Annotated in this window: 18 protein-coding genes; 11 read left to right on the top strand and 7 right to left on the bottom strand. The window is 37.3% G+C overall.

The genetic code is table 11. The features are described from left to right. The first annotated feature begins 1 nt into the window (after nt 1). From LOK78_RS11595 to LOK78_RS11570, 6 genes are read left to right on the top strand one after another with little or no spacing between them, the layout of a single operon-like run. A complete protein-coding gene (locus LOK78_RS11595) occupies nt 2–187 on the top strand; it encodes a cytochrome c oxidase subunit IV (protein ID WP_053971746.1) in 186 nt (61 codons plus the stop codon). Beyond that, the gene (locus LOK78_RS11590) at nt 184–1149 is read left to right on the top strand and encodes a cbb3-type cytochrome c oxidase N-terminal domain-containing protein (protein WP_053971745.1); all 966 of its coding nucleotides are present in this window, start codon (nt 184–186) and stop codon (nt 1147–1149) included. The genes LOK78_RS11595 and LOK78_RS11590 overlap by 4 nt, the downstream gene beginning before the upstream one ends. Before the next feature lie 6 nt (nt 1150–1155). Continuing rightward, a complete protein-coding gene (ccoG, locus tag LOK78_RS11585) occupies nt 1156–2580 on the top strand; it encodes a cytochrome c oxidase accessory protein CcoG (protein ID WP_232635010.1) in 1425 nt (474 codons plus the stop codon). Nucleotides 2581–2598: 18 nt separating this feature from the next. Continuing rightward, the gene (locus LOK78_RS11580) at nt 2599–3045 is read left to right on the top strand and encodes a FixH family protein (RefSeq protein WP_166960461.1); all 447 of its coding nucleotides are present in this window, start codon (nt 2599–2601) and stop codon (nt 3043–3045) included. Then, nucleotides 3046–3747 (top strand): sulfite exporter TauE/SafE family protein, encoded by a 702-nt coding sequence (locus LOK78_RS11575; RefSeq protein WP_232635009.1) that lies wholly within the window; start codon nt 3046–3048, stop codon nt 3745–3747. A 46-nt stretch (nt 3748–3793) separates the two neighbouring features. Next, nucleotides 3794–4618 carry a universal stress protein gene (locus tag LOK78_RS11570; RefSeq protein ID WP_232635008.1) on the top strand — a complete coding sequence of 275 codons (825 nt, stop codon included), beginning with the start codon at nt 3794–3796 and terminating at the stop codon, nt 4616–4618. Nucleotides 4619–4620: 2 nt separating this feature from the next. Here LOK78_RS11570 and LOK78_RS11565 read toward each other — a convergent pair whose 3' ends face one another. Both LOK78_RS11565 and hemN read right to left on the bottom strand, forming a co-directional pair. Beyond that, on the bottom strand, nt 4621–5454 hold the full coding sequence (locus LOK78_RS11565; protein WP_232635007.1) for a universal stress protein: 834 nt from the start codon (nt 5452–5454) through the stop codon (nt 4621–4623). Between the two features lie 64 nt (nt 5455–5518). Beyond that, nucleotides 5519–6883, bottom strand: a complete 1365-nt coding sequence (gene hemN, locus LOK78_RS11560; protein ID WP_232635006.1) for an oxygen-independent coproporphyrinogen III oxidase — start codon at nt 6881–6883, stop codon at nt 5519–5521. Nucleotides 6884–7021: 138 nt separating this feature from the next. Here hemN and LOK78_RS11555 point away from each other — a divergent pair, with 138 nt between their 5' ends. The 4 genes from LOK78_RS11555 (at nt 7022) to LOK78_RS11540 (ending at nt 10252) form a co-directional block, all read left to right on the top strand. Next, nucleotides 7022–7603: a superoxide dismutase family protein gene (locus LOK78_RS11555; protein ID WP_053971738.1), complete on the top strand. Its 582-nt coding sequence runs from the start codon at nt 7022–7024 to the stop codon at nt 7601–7603. Between the two features lie 99 nt (nt 7604–7702). Further along, nucleotides 7703–8239 (top strand): RNA polymerase sigma factor, encoded by a 537-nt coding sequence (locus LOK78_RS11550; RefSeq protein ID WP_232635005.1) that lies wholly within the window; start codon nt 7703–7705, stop codon nt 8237–8239. Continuing rightward, the gene (locus LOK78_RS11545; protein ID WP_232635004.1) at nt 8236–9033 is read left to right on the top strand and encodes an anti-sigma factor; all 798 of its coding nucleotides are present in this window, start codon (nt 8236–8238) and stop codon (nt 9031–9033) included. Before LOK78_RS11550 ends, LOK78_RS11545 begins: the two co-directional genes overlap by 4 nt. Before the next feature lie 4 nt (nt 9034–9037). Beyond that, nucleotides 9038–10252 carry a glycoside hydrolase family 172 protein gene (locus LOK78_RS11540; protein WP_232635003.1) on the top strand — a complete coding sequence of 405 codons (1215 nt, stop codon included), beginning with the start codon at nt 9038–9040 and terminating at the stop codon, nt 10250–10252. 99 nt (nt 10253–10351) lie between these two features. Here the strand turns inward: LOK78_RS11540 and LOK78_RS11535 are convergent, their stop codons facing one another. From LOK78_RS11535 to LOK78_RS16685, 4 genes are all read right to left on the bottom strand, one after another. Then, nucleotides 10352–12580: a TonB-dependent receptor gene (locus LOK78_RS11535; protein WP_232635002.1), complete on the bottom strand. Its 2229-nt coding sequence runs from the start codon at nt 12578–12580 to the stop codon at nt 10352–10354. Between the two features lie 48 nt (nt 12581–12628). Next, the gene (locus tag LOK78_RS11530) at nt 12629–13933 is read right to left on the bottom strand and encodes a tetratricopeptide repeat protein (RefSeq protein WP_232635001.1); all 1305 of its coding nucleotides are present in this window, start codon (nt 13931–13933) and stop codon (nt 12629–12631) included. 87 nt (nt 13934–14020) lie between these two features. Continuing rightward, the gene (locus tag LOK78_RS11525) at nt 14021–14596 is read right to left on the bottom strand and encodes a DUF4331 family protein (RefSeq protein WP_255673746.1); all 576 of its coding nucleotides are present in this window, start codon (nt 14594–14596) and stop codon (nt 14021–14023) included. Between the two features lie 20 nt (nt 14597–14616). Then, entirely contained in the window at nt 14617–15267 is a 651-nt protein-coding gene (locus tag LOK78_RS16685; protein ID WP_255673745.1) for a DUF4331 family protein, read from the bottom strand. A 150-nt stretch (nt 15268–15417) separates the two neighbouring features. Between LOK78_RS16685 and LOK78_RS11515 the strand changes: the two genes are divergently transcribed. Then, nucleotides 15418–16596 (top strand): LETM1-related biofilm-associated protein, encoded by a 1179-nt coding sequence (locus LOK78_RS11515; RefSeq protein WP_232635000.1) that lies wholly within the window; start codon nt 15418–15420, stop codon nt 16594–16596. Nucleotides 16597–16599: 3 nt separating this feature from the next. Here LOK78_RS11515 and LOK78_RS11510 read toward each other — a convergent pair whose 3' ends face one another. Continuing rightward, entirely contained in the window at nt 16600–18201 is a 1602-nt protein-coding gene (locus tag LOK78_RS11510; RefSeq protein ID WP_232634999.1) for a lipocalin-like domain-containing protein, read from the bottom strand. Nucleotides 18202–18281 lie beyond the last annotated feature (80 nt).

Genomic DNA, 18281 nt, shown 5'->3' with positions numbered 1-18281 from the left:
CATGCTAAAATTTGTAAAAAATCACTTAGAAAGTATCACTGGGATAGAAATCTATCCCATGATATCGCTCCTCATATTCTTTTTATTTTTTGTTATCCTCTTTTGGTGGGTTATAACCGCAAAAAAAGAATACATCAATACCGTAAGCCAATTACCATTAGATAACCAACAAAACGCAGAATTATGAGACGACAAATTCCAGGCTGGATCAGAGTACCGGTCATCTTCTTTGCTATTGCAGCCTTAGCTGAGTATTTTATAGATTCTGGAAACGAACCGGCATTTATTAAATTCCCAATGGTGGCCCTATTCTTGGTTTTGGTATTAATGTTCCTGATAGGAATAGAGGCTATTGTAAGTTCCCTAGAGAATATACTTTTTCAAAGTTTGGACGAGAAATCCAAAGAAACCTATTTGGCTGAAGCCAAAAAGCCTTCTAAATTGATAGGTTGGATTCAAAATATTTATAAAAAATCCTTAGACCAAAAACCAATTGAGGAAGAACATGAAATTATTTTAGATCACAATTATGATGGCATTAAAGAGCTTGATAACTCCCTACCACCATGGTGGTTGTATAGCTTCTACGCCTCTATCATTTTTGCCGCTATCTATTTATTGAGATACCATGTATTTAATGGTGCCAATCAATTTGAAGAATTGGAACAAGAATATGCTGAAGCCCAAATATCTATTGAAGAGTACAAAAAAACCGCAAAAGATTTGGTTGATTTCAATACTGTAGAAATATTGACTGATGCCTCAGACCTAAATGCTGGAAAAGTTATATTTCAAGAAAACTGTGTAGCATGTCACAAAGCTGATGGTGGTGGTGGTATTGGACCAAATTTGACCGATGAATATTGGATCTTAGGCGGCGGTATTAAAAATGTATTCCATACCATATCAGAAGGTGGACGTGCCGGAAAAGGAATGGTTGCCTGGAAACAAAGTTTAAAGCCATCAGAAATGGCACAAGTTGCCAGTTATGTATTGTCTTTACAAGGTACCACTCCAGCTGAACCAAAAGAACCACAAGGTGATATTTGGACCACGGATGAGGTCAATGTAGAAGATGTGGAAGTACCTGCAACTATTGAAGAACAAGTTATAAAGGTAGATTCTACTGATATCTTACTTAGAGAATAACACAAGATGGAAGCTCCAGAAAACGAAAACTTTAGAGATTCAATTGGTACCATCAATGATGAAGGTAAGCGTGCTTGGGTATATCCCAAAAAGCCAAGTGGAAGGTTTTACGACAAACGTAAAATAGTAAGCTACTTCCTATTAGCCTTTTTGTTTGCTGCGCCCTTTATTAAAATAAATGGCAACCAATTCCTCATGTTCAATGTTCTGGAGCGCCGCTTTAACATTTTCGGATTTCCATTTTGGCCACAAGATTTTCATCTATTTGTTATTTCGATGATCATTGGGGTGGTTTTCATTACCCTTTTTACTGTTGGTTTTGGAAGGATTTTCTGCGGATGGATTTGTCCGCAAACCATCTTTATGGAGATGGTTTTCAGAAGAATTGAATACTGGATTGACGGAGACAGAAACAAGCAACGTAAGCTGGACAACCAGCCGTGGAATGCTGAAAAGATTAGAAAAAGACTCTTAAAGTGGTTTATTTTTCTCATCATATCCTTTTTGATAGCCAACATCTTTTTAGCTTATTTGATAGGAAGCGATGAATTGATTAGTGACATTACAGATGGGCCCGCAGAGCATTTGGGCACTCTTTTCCCACTACTAATTTTTACTGCTGTTTTCTATTTTATTTTCGCATGGTTTAGAGAACAAGTATGTATCATTGCTTGTCCCTACGGACGCTTACAAGGTGTACTCTTGGATAACAAATCCATTGTAGTAGCCTATGACCATAAACGAGGAGAAGGTGAAAACGGACGTAAAAAGTTCAGAAAGAATGAAGATCGCGAAGCCTTGGGACATGGTGATTGTATTGACTGCCTTCAATGTGTGCATGTATGTCCTACAGGTATAGACATCAGGAACGGAACACAGTTGGAATGTGTCAATTGTACCGCCTGTATTGATGAGTGCGATCATATTATGGAAAGCATCAATCTACCCAAAGGACTTATTAGGTATGCTAGTGAAGATGAAATAGAGAAAAAGGAAAAGTTCAAGCTTACAGCTAGAATGAAAGGCTACATCGCCGTTCTGACCATTTTGACTGGAGTACTTGCCGGAATGTTATTATTACGAAGTGATTTAGATGCTCGTATTTTGAGATTACCAGGGCAACTATATGAACATAAGGAAGGAAACATTATAAGTAATGTGTTCACCTATAAAATCATCAACAAAACTTCTCTTGAGTATAACCATGTAACGTTTAGACTTAGGGGTGTTGAAGGTGAAATCAAACTGGTTTCTACAGAAGATGTCATTCATGTCCCAGAGCAAGGACTAGCTGAAGGAACCATATTTATAGAAATTGATAAAGCTAATTTGGAGGACGATAAAGTAAAACTGACAATTGATGTTTACAGCAAAGAAAAGCTGATTGAAACTACCAGTGTCAACTTTTTAGGCCCAAGAAGTTATAATTAAACATAAACCTCGTAACAAATGAAATTTAATTGGGGAACCGGTATCGTTATTGCATTTATAGCATTCATTTCGTTTATCATGTATTTTGTCATTAACATGAGTACCAACGAAAAATACAACCATGAATTGGTGACCGAAGACTATTATAAGCAAGAAGTCAAATTTCAGGAGGACATCAACAAACAAAACAATGCCAAGAATTTGGCACATAATTTAGAAATAAATAAAACCAACGATGGTTTGGTGATTCAATTCCCTGAGGAAATGGATATCACCAAAATTTCAGGAAAAGTGTTCCTATATAGGCCATCCGATAAACAATCGGACTTTGAGACGCCAATCTCATTGTCCACACATAATTTGCTCATACCTGACACGCGTTTATCAGATGGCCGTTGGAACATTAAAGTAGATTGGCAATATAAGAACATTAATTATTTATTTAAAGAAGATATCCAATATTAAATGTTGTGGTCGGCTTTCATATTTGGGCTTTTGGGAAGTTTTCACTGTGTGGGAATGTGTGGTCCCATTGCCTTTATGTTGCCCGTAGACAGGACTAATTCCTTTAGAAAAGTCAGTCAGATTACCACCTACCATATAGGAAGGTTACTAGCATATGCCTTGATTGGTTTGATGTTTGGACTGGTTGGTAAGGGTTTGTATCTATTTGGATTTCAACAACAACTTTCTATAGTTATTGGAGCCGCCATGATTGTCTTGGTTTTAATTCCTGCACACAAATTAAACCGCTTTAAAATCTCGCAACCTATCTATCAATTAATTTCTAAAGTCAAATCGGCTTTAGGAAAATCGCTTAAGAAAAAAACGGCAGATACTTTTTTGACCATCGGATTCCTTAATGGTTTTTTACCTTGTGGTTTGGTATATATGGCCGTGTTTGGATCTTTAGTAAGCGCCAATGCCATGGAAGGCAGTATGTACATGATTTTATTTGGTATGGGTACAATTCCTCTCATGACCTCAGCCATTTATCTGGGTAAGTTTTTGAACGCCAACATTAAGCAACGTATTCAAAAAGCCATCCCTGTGTTTGTAATCATTATTGGCATCTTATTTATTTTAAGAGGACTTGGATTAGGAATCCCATATATTTCTCCAAAACCTATGGTGGATATGGCTACAAGTTCCATGAATTGTCATTAATTAAAAGCCTATTTTTTTGTATCTTAATTGTACGAAAATTAAGGTTATGAAACGAATTCTCCTACTTACCGATTTCTCTAAAAGCGCTGTAAACGCTATTGATTATGCCCTTCATTTTTTCCATAAGGAAAATTGTGAATTTTATTTAATGTATGTGCATAGGCCCAATGATTTTACCATGAGCGAACTTATCAAAGATCCTAAAGCAGATATCTATAGTAGTTTGCTAGCCAATGAAAAGGAGGCTCTAGAAAGAGCTTGTTTGGAATTAGAGAACACCAATAAGAACCCAAATCATTCTTTTCAGTACCTTATAGACTATGATGATTTTTTAAGTGCCATTAATCAAGTTATTGCCTTAAAAAAGATTGATATTTTGGTTGCAGGATACAATGGAGCATCCAATGTAATGGAAGTAATTTTTGGATCTAACACTCTTCAAATCATAAGAAACATCAAGAAACCTACCTTGGTTATACCAAGGGATTTTAACTATAAGGAACCAAACAGTCTTCTGGTACCATTGAGTGATGATGACCATTTAAACAGTGACGAATTTAATGAGATATTAAACGTCATGGCCTCCCATAACCCAAGATTCCATTTCTTGAGAGTGACGAAAACAGATGATCCCTTAAGAATAAAAGAAGATGAGCTTAAGTTAGTTCAATTTAAAGGAAATTACAGCTACCATTACATTCATGGGGTATCCCTTCACGATGCCGTTTTGACTTATGAGCAAGTTCACACTATTGATTTAGCAGGCGTTATAGCAAAAAAAGAAACCGTCTTACAACGGTTAATGGAAGGTTCTTCAATAACGAAAATCAGTAAGAGCTTGTTTTTGCCCTTACTGATTGTTCATCACTAAAATTAAATTTTGAAAGTTAAAACCGGTAGCTTCGCATGATTTGCTACATCTTCAGAAATACTGCCTTCAAAGAAGTGTGCAATTCCTGTTCTTCCGTAAGTGGCCACAGCTAGTAAATCGGCTGACGTTTTATCAGCATAAGCAAAGATTCCGTGCTCTACGGTGTATGCATTGGTTATGGCTACATTTTTAAAGTTATCCGTGTTACAATCTGCCTTGGTTAAAAACTCTTTAAGTTTGTTTTCAATTTCGTCAGAACTTCTAAAACGTTCAGCTGGTTGGTTTACATATAAGATATGCAATTGACCACCTAATTCGCTTAATATTTTAGTAGCCTTTTTATAAGCTGGGATAGCCTCATCTGAAAAATCACAAGCAAATACAACATTGTCAAAACCTACACTTTTCAATTCTTCCTTGATAATCAGTACAGGGATTTCAGAATGTCTTACGACCTTTTCAGTATTGGACCCCACAAACATTTCTTGTAGGCCATGTGTACCATGTGATCCCATTACAATTAGATCGGCATTATGCTCCTTTGCGATTTCACTTACTTCAACAAACGATTTAAAATGCTTTACTATTGGGGTAACTTCTATACCCTCTAAATAGGGCTTATCTAAAAATTCATGGAATTTCTTCTCTGCCATTTTTAAATAGAACACCGTTTGCTCATCTAATGCAGAACCAGAAATTGTCAACATAAAATCAGAAAGCTCCAACATATGTAAAGCAAGAATTTCAGCGTCGTTTTTTTTCGCCAAAGAAGCCGCAGCCTGTAAGGCGTATTCTGAATAATCAGAAAAATCGATGGGTACAATAATTTTATTCATGGTAATGATTAAGTTGTTTAAAATTTGTACTAAGTTAAAAATATTATTTAAAGCTCCCGACCTTTTACACAGTCATTGAAAATAATTGTTTATCTGCCTGTTTTCTTTGCAGTAACAGGTCAAAAGCCATACACACATTACGTACAAAAGGTCTTCCCTTTTCCGTTATTTTCAAACCGTTGGCTTCTATACTGATCAATTCATCTTTTTCCATCTCAGAAAGTTTAGCCAACGTACTTTGTAATTCCTTAAATTTTTGATTGGGATTTTCCCAAGAAGTCTCTTGATGACACATAAGGTTTAATATGTGCTTACGGATGATTAAATCTTCTTCATTCAACATGTGACCGCGGAATACTGGTAATTTTCCTTCTTTAATAAGTTCTTGATATTCCTCTAATGTCTTCACATTTTGGGCAAAACCATACCAACTATCGCTAATTGCAGATACCCCCAAACCAATCATCATCTGGGTCTTGGAAGCCGTATATCCCATAAAATTCCTGTGAAGTTTTTTGGTGACCATAGATTCATATAGGCCATCTGAAGGTAAGGCAAAATGATCCATACCTATCTCAGTATAACCTACTTGTTGTAATAAATCCTTACCCATTTCATACTGTGCCCGTTTGATTTCGGGAGCCGGTAAATCTTCATCCTTAAAGCCTCTTTGGCCGTTTCCTTTGATCCAAGGCACATGGGCGTAGCTATAGAATGCAATACGGTCTGGCATGAGCTCTTGGGTTCTTCTTATGGTGTAAAGAACATTATCAAGAGTTTGAAACGGCAGTCCGAAAATAATATCATGCCCCACAGAGGTATAGCCTATTTCCCTGGCCCATTCGGTCACTCGCTTTACATTTTCAAAGGGTTGGATTCTATGAATCGCCTTTTGGACAGTTTCATTATAATCCTGAACGCCATAGCTCACTCGTTTAAAACCGAGATCAAAAAGTGTTTGTAAATGATCTTTGGTGGTGTTGTTGGGGTGACCTTCAAAGCTAAACTCCCATTCAGGGGCCCTATCGGCACCTTTAAAAATGCCCTGAATGAGTTTGGTTAAATTCCTTGGGGAAAAAAAGGTTGGTGTCCCACCACCTAAATGAAGTTCTTTGATTATGGGTCTGGAATCAAACAATTCCAAATACAAACTCCATTCTTTCAACAGTTGGTCTATATAAGGCAACTCTACATCGTGCCTTTTTGTAATTCGTTTGTTACAACCACAAAATGTACACAGGCTCTCACAAAAGGGCAAGTGTATATAAATACTGATACCTTCCGAAGTGTTACTTTCAGAAAATGCCTGTATTACAGAATCTTCCCAACGTCCCTTAGAGAAAGTGCTCAAATTCCAATAAGGCACCGTAGGGTAGCTTGTATAACGGGGACCAGCCACATTATACTTTGTTACCAAAGATGTTTTCATACCTAACTTTATGAATTCAAAATTACAAGTAAGGCAGGGGTTAAACTATGACATTTATCATAAACCTTTCTTAATAATTTTAGATTCTATGGGTTTCTATGTAATTTTAGTTTTAAACATTAAAATCACTCAACCATTATGAACAAAGTAGTTATCGCATTATGTGCCTTTTCTCTTGTATTTGCTAGCTGTAAAAGCGACAAGAAAAAGGAAGCAGATGAAGAAACCGTAACAGAAGAACAAGTTGTTGAAACTAAAGTAGAAGTCAAAAAGATAAAATTGGCTATGGAACCTAAAAGTGACACTCAGGTTTCTGGAAATGCCGTTTTTACTGATAAAGACGGGCAGGTAACCGTTGTGGCCGTTTTTGAAGGTTTAGAGCCTGGTTCTCACGCCATCCACATTCATGAAAAAGCAGATTGTTCGGCTCCAGATGGGACTTCAACAGGAGGACACTGGAACCCTACAAATCAGCCTCATGGAAAATGGGGTGCTGCCGAAGGTTTCCATAAAGGAGACATCGGAAACTTTACTGCCGATGAAAATGGTAATGGAACTATTACCTTCAACGCAGGTGGTGAATGGTGTATAGGATGTGGTGACCCTAACAGAGATATTGTTGGAAAAGCCGTAATCGTGCATCAAGGAACCGATGACTTTACTACGCAACCTACTGGTGATGCTGGAGGACGCGTGAGTTGCGGAGGCATTATTGAATAAATAGTTATTTATTTCGATATTTTTAAAAAGCTACCTAAAACAGGTAGCTTTTTTTATTAAAATAATATTTTATAAATTCAAACCTACAAATCCCACAATATGGACATAACCCATTTGGTCAAAAGTTTTCAAAAGAAAGATGAAAAAGCCTTTGAAACTTTATATAACATGTATGCCGAAAGTATGCATGGTGTTATTTTCAATATTGTAAGAGATCACGATACTGCTCAAGAACTAACTCAAGATGTATTTATTAAGGCTTGGAATCATTCCCATACGTACTCTGCTAAGAAAGGGCGCTTTTTTACATGGATTCTTAATATAGCGAGAAATACAGCAATAGATAAAACCCGCTCCAAAACGTTTAAAAATTCTAAGAAAAACCTCAATGCCCAGTTTTTCGTAGATATTTTAGAGAATCAAGAAAACTTGAACAGTCGAATGGATGCCTTAGGCATTCAAAACTTTGTAAAGAAATTAGCGAATAAATGTATTGAAATTATTGAGTTATTATACTTCAAAGGTTTTACTCAAAAAGAAGCTTCGGAAGAATTAAATATGCCCATAGGCACCGTTAAAACAAGAAACAGAAATTGTATTAATGAGCTTAGAAACATGCTCAATGTGAACTCATGAACGAAAAGGAATTTATAGAATCTGGAATATTAGAGCTTTATGTAGCCGGTGCGCTCTCAGACCAAGAAAATGAGGAAGTGTATAACATGCTTTTAAAATCTCCCGAGGTCCTTTCAGAGGTTTTAAAAATTGAAGCATCCATTATTTCTTTAACGGCAATGGCATCTCCTTCTGACCCTAAATATCTATTTGCCTCAGTAAAGGAAAAATTAGGCTTAGCAAATCAAGTTGTTCCAATAAGAAGACCCAATACCGGCTGGATGGCGTATACCGGTTGGGCAGCTTCCATTTTATTGTTTGCCGGACTTATTTGGTTGTTCAATCAAAAGCAGCAATTGGAATCTGATATTCAAACTGTAGAAACAGAGAAGGAATTGATAGAGGTTGAATTAGAAAAAACAGATCAAAAATTGGTAGAAACCAAACAAATCTTATCGATTATAAGAGATAAAAATGTCATTTCTATTCCTTTAACAGGACAAGCTGTTTATCCGGAGGCTTATGCAAAGGCCTATTGGGATAAAGATCATGATAAGATTTATTTTGATTTGCAAGGACTTCCAACACCTCCTAGCGGTAATGTATATCAAATTTGGTCTTTGACCCTTAGCCCATTAACGCCTACAAGTTTGGGAACTATTGATGATTTTACCGAAAATGAGAATAAAATTTTCACCCTAGAGAATATTTATGATTCTGAAGCTTTTGGAATTACCTTAGAACCAGCTGGAGGTAGTGAGTCTCCAACTATGGATCAATTATATACTTTGGGTGCCGTGGAAACAAATTCATAAAACTATGTCTTTAATTCATAAACTATCGCTTTTAGTCCTTTTATTTATTATAAGTGGGAGCCCTACCCTATTCTCCCAAGAGTTATATCAACTTCCTAAAAATAAGCATACCAAATGGGTGAGTTTTGAAAACATATCAGGAGATAAAGGGCAAGGTGGTATAGAAAATAAAGGAGCCAAGGGACATGCATTTGATAACATCAAAGCTGGCACGTCTGTTAATTTGGTAAATCTTGAAGGCAGCGGCACTATTAAGCGTATTTGGTTAACATTTAGTGATAGAAGTCCTGAGATGCTGCGTTCCCTTAAAATTGAAATGTTTTGGGACGGCAGTGACAAGCCAGCCGTATCGGTTCCCATAGGGGATTTCTTCGGAGTTGGTTTGGGCCAACGTGTTCCTTTTGAAAGTGCCCTTTTTAGTGACCCAGAAGGACGATCTTTTAACTGTATTATTCCCATGCCATTTAAAACTGAGGCAAAAATTACAGTTACCAACGAATCTCAAAAAGATCTAGAGGCTATTTTTTTTGATGTGGATGTGCTTATGGAAGAGCATCAAGAAAATGTGCTTTATTTTCATACTTATTGGAGCCGAGACCTTCATACCAAATTGGCTGAGGATTTTAAAGTGCTTCCCAAAATCAAAGGCTCTGGGAGATTTTTAGGAACTAATATTGGTGTATTTACAGACCCCGTCTATGAAGATACTTGGTTTGGAGAGGGAGAGGTTAAAATTTACTTAGATGGAGATAAGGAATATCCTAGTTTGGTTGGATCGGGCACTGAAGACTACATCGGAACAGCCTATGGCCAAGGGCCTTTTAGTCATCAATACCAAGGCTCACCTATAGCTGACGCTAAAAAAGGGGAATATGCTTTCTACAGATATCACATTCCTGATCCTGTGTTTTTTTATGAAGATATGGAAGTGACCATTCAACAAATTGGTGGAGCTCCAGCAGAAAAAGTTCGGGAAATGATTAAGAACGGGGTGCCCATGAAACCCATAAGCGTAAGCAATAAAAGCTTCCACAAACTCCTTGAAATGCCACAGCCGGTTGACCTTACCCATCCCAATATATTGAAAGGTTGGACCAACTTTTATAGAAGTGATGATGTGTCTGCTACCGCCTATTTTTTCTTAAATGCACCAGTTAGCATTTTACCTGAACTGGTACCTGTTGACATAAGAACCTCCAATCTTCACGAGAAGCCATAAAAAAGAAGCGCCCTCCAACCATGTGAAATGACGCTTCCAAACCAACAAAAACTCTACCAAACAAATCCCCCAATAACTTTGGACAGAGGTTAGTTTACTCTAAAATTTATAAGTGAGATTTCCTCTAATGTAAAAGGGAGTCCCAGGTGTAAAATGTATTTCTTCAACTGGTTCTGGTTCATTAAACAACCTCGATTCTGTGGCAAACTGGGTTTCGTTCCAATCTACATCAAACAAATTCTCAATAGTAATCCCTATTCCCATGTTTTTATATTCATAGGCTACATTAAAATCGGTCACAAAATAACCTTCGGCCACGATTGAGTTATCTTCATTGGCTGGTCTATCATCAACGTAACGATATCTAATTCCACCACTAAACCCTTTCAAATCAACCACAGCCAGACCACCCGTCCAAGTAAAGTCTGGTGCTAGAGGAATGTAATCCATTCCACTAGGTTCCTCTGATGCTATTGCGTGGGTATAGGTAGCATCGGTATCTACATACAACCAATTGGTAAATTGATAACGAACCCCAAGATCTACCCCATATCTTTCAGATTTACCACTTGGTTCCACGATACCAGCATCGCCTACATAAACAAACTCTTGTTCTGAAAATAAGGTCCAAACAGCGACATTCATTAACATTTTCGGGATTGGCTTCCATGTAGTTCCCAGATCTACACCATAGGCTCTTGGAAGAATATCTTTTCTTTCCTGTAGCACAACTCTAGCATCATTGGAGTGCAATCCTATACCACTTTTCAAATACCATTGTAAATTCTCATTCTGCGTAAAAAACACATTCAATTTGGGAGACAAAGCGGTTTTGGAATTACTTTGGGTTGCATATGAATCTGCCAATTGATCGTTATACATAAATTTGAAATAATCCAATCGTAAGGCTGGGGCTACTTTTAAGGCACCAAATAGAAATTCGGTGTTGACATACGTAAACAGATTGGTCTGATTCACATCACCCAATTGCAAGTATTCCAAAGTTTCAATTCTATTCAATGTATGTGACAACTCTATATTATTAATGATATCATGCCTCAAACCTGCCCCAGAGGAGATATTCATATCAATGTCCCCAAGCTGTTTACGTTTTTTAATTTCGGCATTAAAACCTAGAATATCTCGATCCTCATATTGCTTTATTTGATCACCATTAACAGGGTCTTCCAGAAAGAAAGTGAAGTTAGAATACAGCTCAAAATTATAGTGCGAATAAAATGCATTGGCTTTTACACTCGTATGATCATCCATAAATTTCATGTAGGACACATTGATATTACTTCTAGAGGTATTTCCTCCTTCAGTATCATCTATGGCACCAAATCTTGAAATTAAACCACTATCAACCGCCCGTTGCGGGATTTGTCCAGAAGCATCCCAACGACTGGTAAAATGGGAAACATTTAATGAAATCTTATCATGGTCTTTTAACAACGCTGTATACTTCCCGAAAAGGTTTAATCGGTTAAAATTTTGAGGCGATTCAAAGGGACCATCCGTTTCTATGTATTCGATAGCAGCATAGGCATTTTGAGAACTACTCTTATCCATTAAATTAAACAATCCCACAGTGCGCAAGGAGTTAAATTGTCCGTAGCTAAAAAGAACTTCGCTATCATCCAACCGTTCTTTTGTATTAAAATCGACGTAAGCTGCGGTAGCAAAATCTCCTTTCTCGGCATAGTAAGGACCTTTGCCAAATTCAATGCTGTTGATTGTTTCTGGGATAAGAAAATGCAAATCGCTATACCCTTGACCGTGGGCATGAGAAACCATATTTACGGGCATACCGTCTACCGAGATACTCACATCGGTACCATGGTCAACATCAAAACCGCGTAGAAAGATTTGTTCTGCCTTTCCTCCTCCTGCATGTTGTCCGATGATAAGCCCTGGAACCTTCCTCAAAATATCTTGAGATGAATTAACAGGATTGGTTTCTAAATCTAATTTTGCTACGGTATGCAATGCATTGACCACATTGGTCAATACCAACTCGTCCAGTAAAAATGCTTTACTTACCAAATGAATTGTTACCATGTTATTCAAATCTTCTTGAGATACTATACGTATCTTTTTTTCAAATCCTAACAACCCTATAGTTATCGAGTCGTTTACCTGATTGCCTTCCAAAATAAAACTGCCACTTTCGTTGGAATGCGCATGCTTTTTTGAATTTTCATTATATAGATAAGCACCATCTAGAGGTTTATTATTTTCATCCAACACATGCCCTTGCATGGTTTGCCCTTGGGCTAAGGAACTAATAATAAACAATAAACAGAAAGTGAGTAATGATTTAATCATAGGGGATAATTTTTGGCGAAAATACTAAATGCTAATAGTGTCAAATGTTTAAATTTTCTTAATTTCTTGTTCCATTAAAGGACCAAGTTCATAGGTACTTTCAAGTAATTCTGTTTTGATTTTTTGTGCTTCATTCTCTAAGCCATTGGCCTTAAAAATTTCCGCCAAATGATATTGCGCTGTTGGCTCAAAAGTTTTTCCAACAACATGAGACTGAGCTATTTCTAAAGCCTTTAATTTATTTCCTTCACTTAAATTAGCCCATGCTAGCAAATCATATGATAAAGCCGTAGGCCTATTGGCTACTTCTTTTTGAGCATAAACCATAGCGTTCTGTGCTTGATTGAATTCATCGGTGTATAATAAAACGTTGTAAGCATTATACATATCGCCATATTCTGGCCTTTTTACAGCCGCCACATAAGTTTCCAAATAGGTTTCTTTTTCTTTATTTTTTCCCATATACGATGCTATTTCTGCTTTAAGAAGCAGATAATCTGGAGCGTTATGTTCTTTACTTACACTAATTAAAATTTTTAAAGCCTCTTCTGGATTTCTTTCATGCGAATAGACAATCCAAGCAATCCCCTTTTTGGCATAGGCGTTATTTGGGTTTAATTGTAATGCCTTTATGTAATGGTTGTAAGATTTCTCAATATCACCGTGGTGTCCATAAAAGTCTGCTATATTGGTATACGACCATTCCTTAAGGCTCTTAACATTGGAACGTTCTGCAATAATTTGTGCTTTTTCCATATACTTAATGGCAGCCTCCAAATTACCCTGATGATCGCTCCATTTTGATAAGCGAATTAAATAATCAAAGTCGCTTAAGTTTTTAATAGTTTCCAAATAGTGTTTGGCTTCGGCGGTATTTCCAAGTTCCAAATGCACGTCAAAAAGCATCTTTTGGGTCGATTTCAATCGCTCTCCCTGAGTCTCTGCCTTTTTTAAAAGTGCTAACGCTTCTTTAAAGCGGTGTTGCGAAATATAGTTATGGGCTAAAGACCTTAAACTACCCGAATTGGTGTAATGAGATTTTTCATTTAAGGCTGTAAGATTTGATTCAGCCTCTTTGAGATACTTGATATCTCCTGTAATCGTGAATAATTGAGATTGAGACGCTGCTATTTTAGCAAGGTACGGATATTGACTCGGTTCTTTTTCTAGCTTTTTTTCCCAAAAAGCATATTCGCTTTTTGCCTTTTGCAGCGCCTCATTCTCTTTCAACTCAAAAAATCCACGATAATCATGCGCGTTTGTCACATTCCTTGTTCTCTTCTTTCTGGTGTCTGTATTACAACTGAATACAAGGCAAACCAGAAGTAATAAAAATGTATGTTTTGTTTTCATGGTATTTCAGTTTTGTTTGGTTTGTAGGATGGTTCATTGGTAAAAATATCAGGATATAACGGGCTGTTATACCCTGATATGTTTAAACTACCATGGCGAAGCCAGGTATGGAAATGAGGTCAAAAAAGGTTTGTCGTTTGCATCTACATGATCATTTGAAAGGGTTGGATTTTCTGAAAAATCCTCACCTCCAAAAATCAAAAGCAATTCTACTGTTATTACATCATCAGCCAGTGCTCTACCCGTTAAGACATTGGTACCATCATAAAAAGTGGTGGTACCATCTAGACTAACATTTAAGACATCAGTGGCCAATAATCCCGTAAAAGTGGCTGAATCCAATCCCAAGGCATTCATGTCACCAGGATTGGCATAAGCCGGACTTAAGCCCTCTAAGTTTGTCTGAAACATGGATTGAAAAGCGGCACCTTGTTCCGAAGGAATGGTCATATTAAAGATATCCTTTGATGATGGAGATGTAAACACCGTATTTACAGCAGGTCTCGCCACTTGGTCTTCCTGCATGTAAGTCCCCGAAAAGTCTGGTTCTGATGGCTGGTTGGTATTATCCATATCACCCATCATATTATCATCATCATTTGAACAATTAAAAGTAAAAGCTGCTAGCAAGACTGCTAGTGTTATGTATGTTATTCGTTTCATAATTTCGTGATTTAAAGTTTTTATTGTTTTCTTTTTGTTTCTACCCATGTGTTTATGGTTCCTGAACCACCAACACTAGATTTTGGCACTTCCACAACTACAGACAGCACATTGGTTCCGGCAAAGGTGTCACTTCCCGGATCATTAAATCCAGAAGCATTTCCTGCTATAATCTCACTGTACTGAGCAAAATCCATAAAAAATGGATCATCACGAGGTCCAGCAAACATCATAGCACCGTTGTTACTATTTGTCATTGCAGCCGAACCGTAGGCAGAAATATCTACCGAACCCAACATGTTGTTGGTTAAAATGGTGCTACTTAAACCGGTGGTTCCTGGTGAAGCAGGTCCAAAGAAATACATCTTGCCATCTCTTGGTATGGCCTGAATTACCAAATCTTCTACGTTGTCTCCAGTATTGTCTATGTTGAATTCAATCAATACATTTTCATCAAACATAGCATCGGCGGTTGCTGTAGGACTTAATAATCCCATTACATTGACGGCAAAAACAATGTTGTTTGTGTTTTCACCTTGAAAAGCATAAAAATCGGTGATGTCGCTTGAACCACCTTGTACTGCAGGCGCATCGATATGATCTGCTGCTACTAAAAAGAAACCAGCCACAGCTAGTAGACCGATTCCTAAAATCCATTTTGTTTTTTTCATAATCATGAGGTTTTGTTAATTATTTTTTGCATTCACCTCTACCTACGCAATTACTCCAAAAGCGGTTTTGTTAAATATTTGTTAACACAAAAAAGATGTTATGGATTTGAAAGAATCTAATATCTTTATCCCCCGATAAAGTTGATAGCAATGAACCCTTCTAGTAAAGGCTGGATCAAGAAACTCACCAAGGTTTTAGGCAAAGAATCCATAGATTGGACTCAAAAATCCCCTGCTCAATTTTATGATGAGTTAAGGACTTGTGGCTTTATATATGGCAGCAACATTGAAGTCATTAATAATAGTTTTGATTTTTATGACTATACTGAAGAAGAGTTATGTAAAATCAATCTGGCACTTTCCTTTTATTATATCTATAAGGACAATCATATTACAGACACTTCCTTTTTGGATTCTGTCATCCAATTTTACAAGGAAATAGATGCCCATAAACCCACCTTTTTCACAGAGCTTTTGGGAGAACTGAAATCCCATGCCCTTCTAGAGCATATTCTACACAAAAGGGTTTTGATTGAGGATAAGTTTATTGGGAAAAGTTTTAATTACTTTGTGACCAATGCCTTATTGTTTACTGATGTCTTGGCCTACCAACATTTTTTGAAACGAGGAAAAATTACCAATAGCCATTTACAGCATTTGGAGGCCGTAATTGAATCCATCGTTTTGAAAGTATTGGACTCTAAAGTCAAAAAATCAAAATATGATGATACCTTGATTGATTTGCTGGAGCGTTCTTTGCGCTTTCAAAATCATCCCACCATCAGCTTGGAGGAAGGTATCACCTTCATAAATGAGGATTTAGAAAAGTATTACATCATGGATTTGGCTTGTATGGCGGCATGGACCGATATGGTGGTTGAAAAAACCGAACAAGATATCCTAAAGCAATTAGGCATACAACTTAATCTACCCCAAGACAGGGTCGAAAACTCCTTAAGTGCTTTGACTCACTTTTACCAAAGTCATAAGGAAAAAATAGGATTGCTCAGTTCCAAAAACATCGTACAGACCTTTTATTCCAACTCCAGTAAATTGGTCAATTTACTATTGAAACGGAATAGCAAGCGCTTGCTTAAAGAGGTTTCCCAAAGCAAGGACCTTATGAAATTGATTACCAAATCAACTGTAAGAGATTTAACAGAGGAAGAACAAAAAAGGGTCAATCACCAATTGATGGACATCATAAAGACCATTCCTAGTCTGGCAATCTTTTTATTACCAGGAGGCTCCCTTCTACTCCCTTTAATTGTCAAGATCATTCCCCAATTATTGCCATCTGCTTTTGATGACAACCGTATTGAAGAATAACTGCTACAGTTTAACCAGTTTTTTCATCCAAGTCTTAGAATCTACTTCTACTTTCAGGAAATAAACGCCTTTGGACAAACTTGCAACGGGAATTTGTTGCATAGAAACCTCTTGAAAGGCATCACTTGATACGCTTCGGCCATTGATATCAAACAATTGCCACGTTCCATTTACAACATTGGGAAATTGTAAATAATAAGTATCCTGAATCGGGTTTGGATAGGTTTTAACTTCAGAAAAAGATACCTCATCCATTGACAACAAATTGACAGTAAAAGGACCTGCAATAATTTCATTGTTTAAAGTACCATCCACCGAATAAGCAAACAATTTAAAGTATAAGACATCATCTTCACTAATGCTTGGGCTTTCCCATAAATAAGATAGTTCCGTGGTGTTTTCTACCAATGGTAAAAAGGTAGTTTGATCATCCACACTGTATGAAAGGTCATAATAAATTGGTCTACCATCATCAGGGTTATTTAACTCCCAAGTTATTGGAGGACCCGTTTCAAAAACAGTTGTAGGTGTGGTTATGGCAACCTCTGGATGTTCATAACCGTGTAATAGTTCAGCAAAGCCGATTCCTGTCACTTCTACCCCATTGACAGTCCCGTCTATGGTTGTGGCCCCTTCATAAAAACGGAAAGGCAATTGCATTTCAGAATCTTCATATTGAGCAGTCATCACTAGATCGACATCATTGATATCGGATGTTAAATGCCATTGTTTGGAATAGCATTTCTCTTCGCCATCTTCGGTTGTACAGAAAAACGCTTCTCTTTCAATGCTTAGGTCGGCGGTTGTGTATTGGTTATCTTCATCTACATACGCTGAAAGAATGCGATATTCAGGCGCATCAGGAATGCTGCTCTCTGCGGTAAAAATATTCCAAAGGTTGATATCCATGCCATTAGACAATTGCAAGCTGAACCATTCGTAATCTTCACTGGAATAAGGATTGAAATTTCCGTATTGCCTATCCAACCATCCGGTTCCGGTAATAGCTTCGGTGGTGCCGTTTAAGCTCAATGATCCCGATAAAGAGACCCCAGTAAAGGAATAATAATAGGAATATCGATCCAAACCTTGGTCTACAAAGCCATCATCCCCAACCAAAAGTGGTCTTTTAGTCACATCCATATTCAGGGTTAAATCACCAAAACTAGCTCCCGTACTCAAGTCATACTCAAAAGGTATGGGATTGTTGGAACCGTCCAACGTATTGGACCAAGTTTCGGTACCACCTAAAAAAATAGCTGCTTCAATGTCCAAAGAAGTCGTTGACATGGTTGTATAAGTGACTGGTAGAACATCTTTGTAAAAAGTACCAGTGTCCAAATTAGTGATATTCAGTATTCGAAATCCATCAAAGCCAGCCGCGGGATAGTAGAAATAGCTTACCATATAACTGTATGAAGTGCCAGAAGTAGCGCCTTCAAAAAAGCCCGAGGTGTACCACCACTCTACTTCCTCGCCATCATGACGACCTTCATCCAAAGGAAAAGCAATTTGCCCAACAGGTTCGTAAGGATACATGTTCCAATCTTGGGCGAAGGATTGTAACATAAAAAGCAATAGTAGCAGGGTAGTTATATGTTTCATTTTCAAGTTGTTTAAAATAAAGCTACTATTATTAAATCAACTTGCAAAACTTTTTTGATAAACACCCTTAAAATGAGATT

Source organism: Mangrovimonas futianensis, assembly GCF_021245805.1.
In the GTDB taxonomy this organism is placed as follows: Bacteria; Bacteroidota; Bacteroidia; order Flavobacteriales; family Flavobacteriaceae; genus Mangrovimonas; species Mangrovimonas futianensis.
Note: the sequence above shows the minus strand (reverse complement) of the source record. Positions and strands in the feature narration are given on the sequence as shown.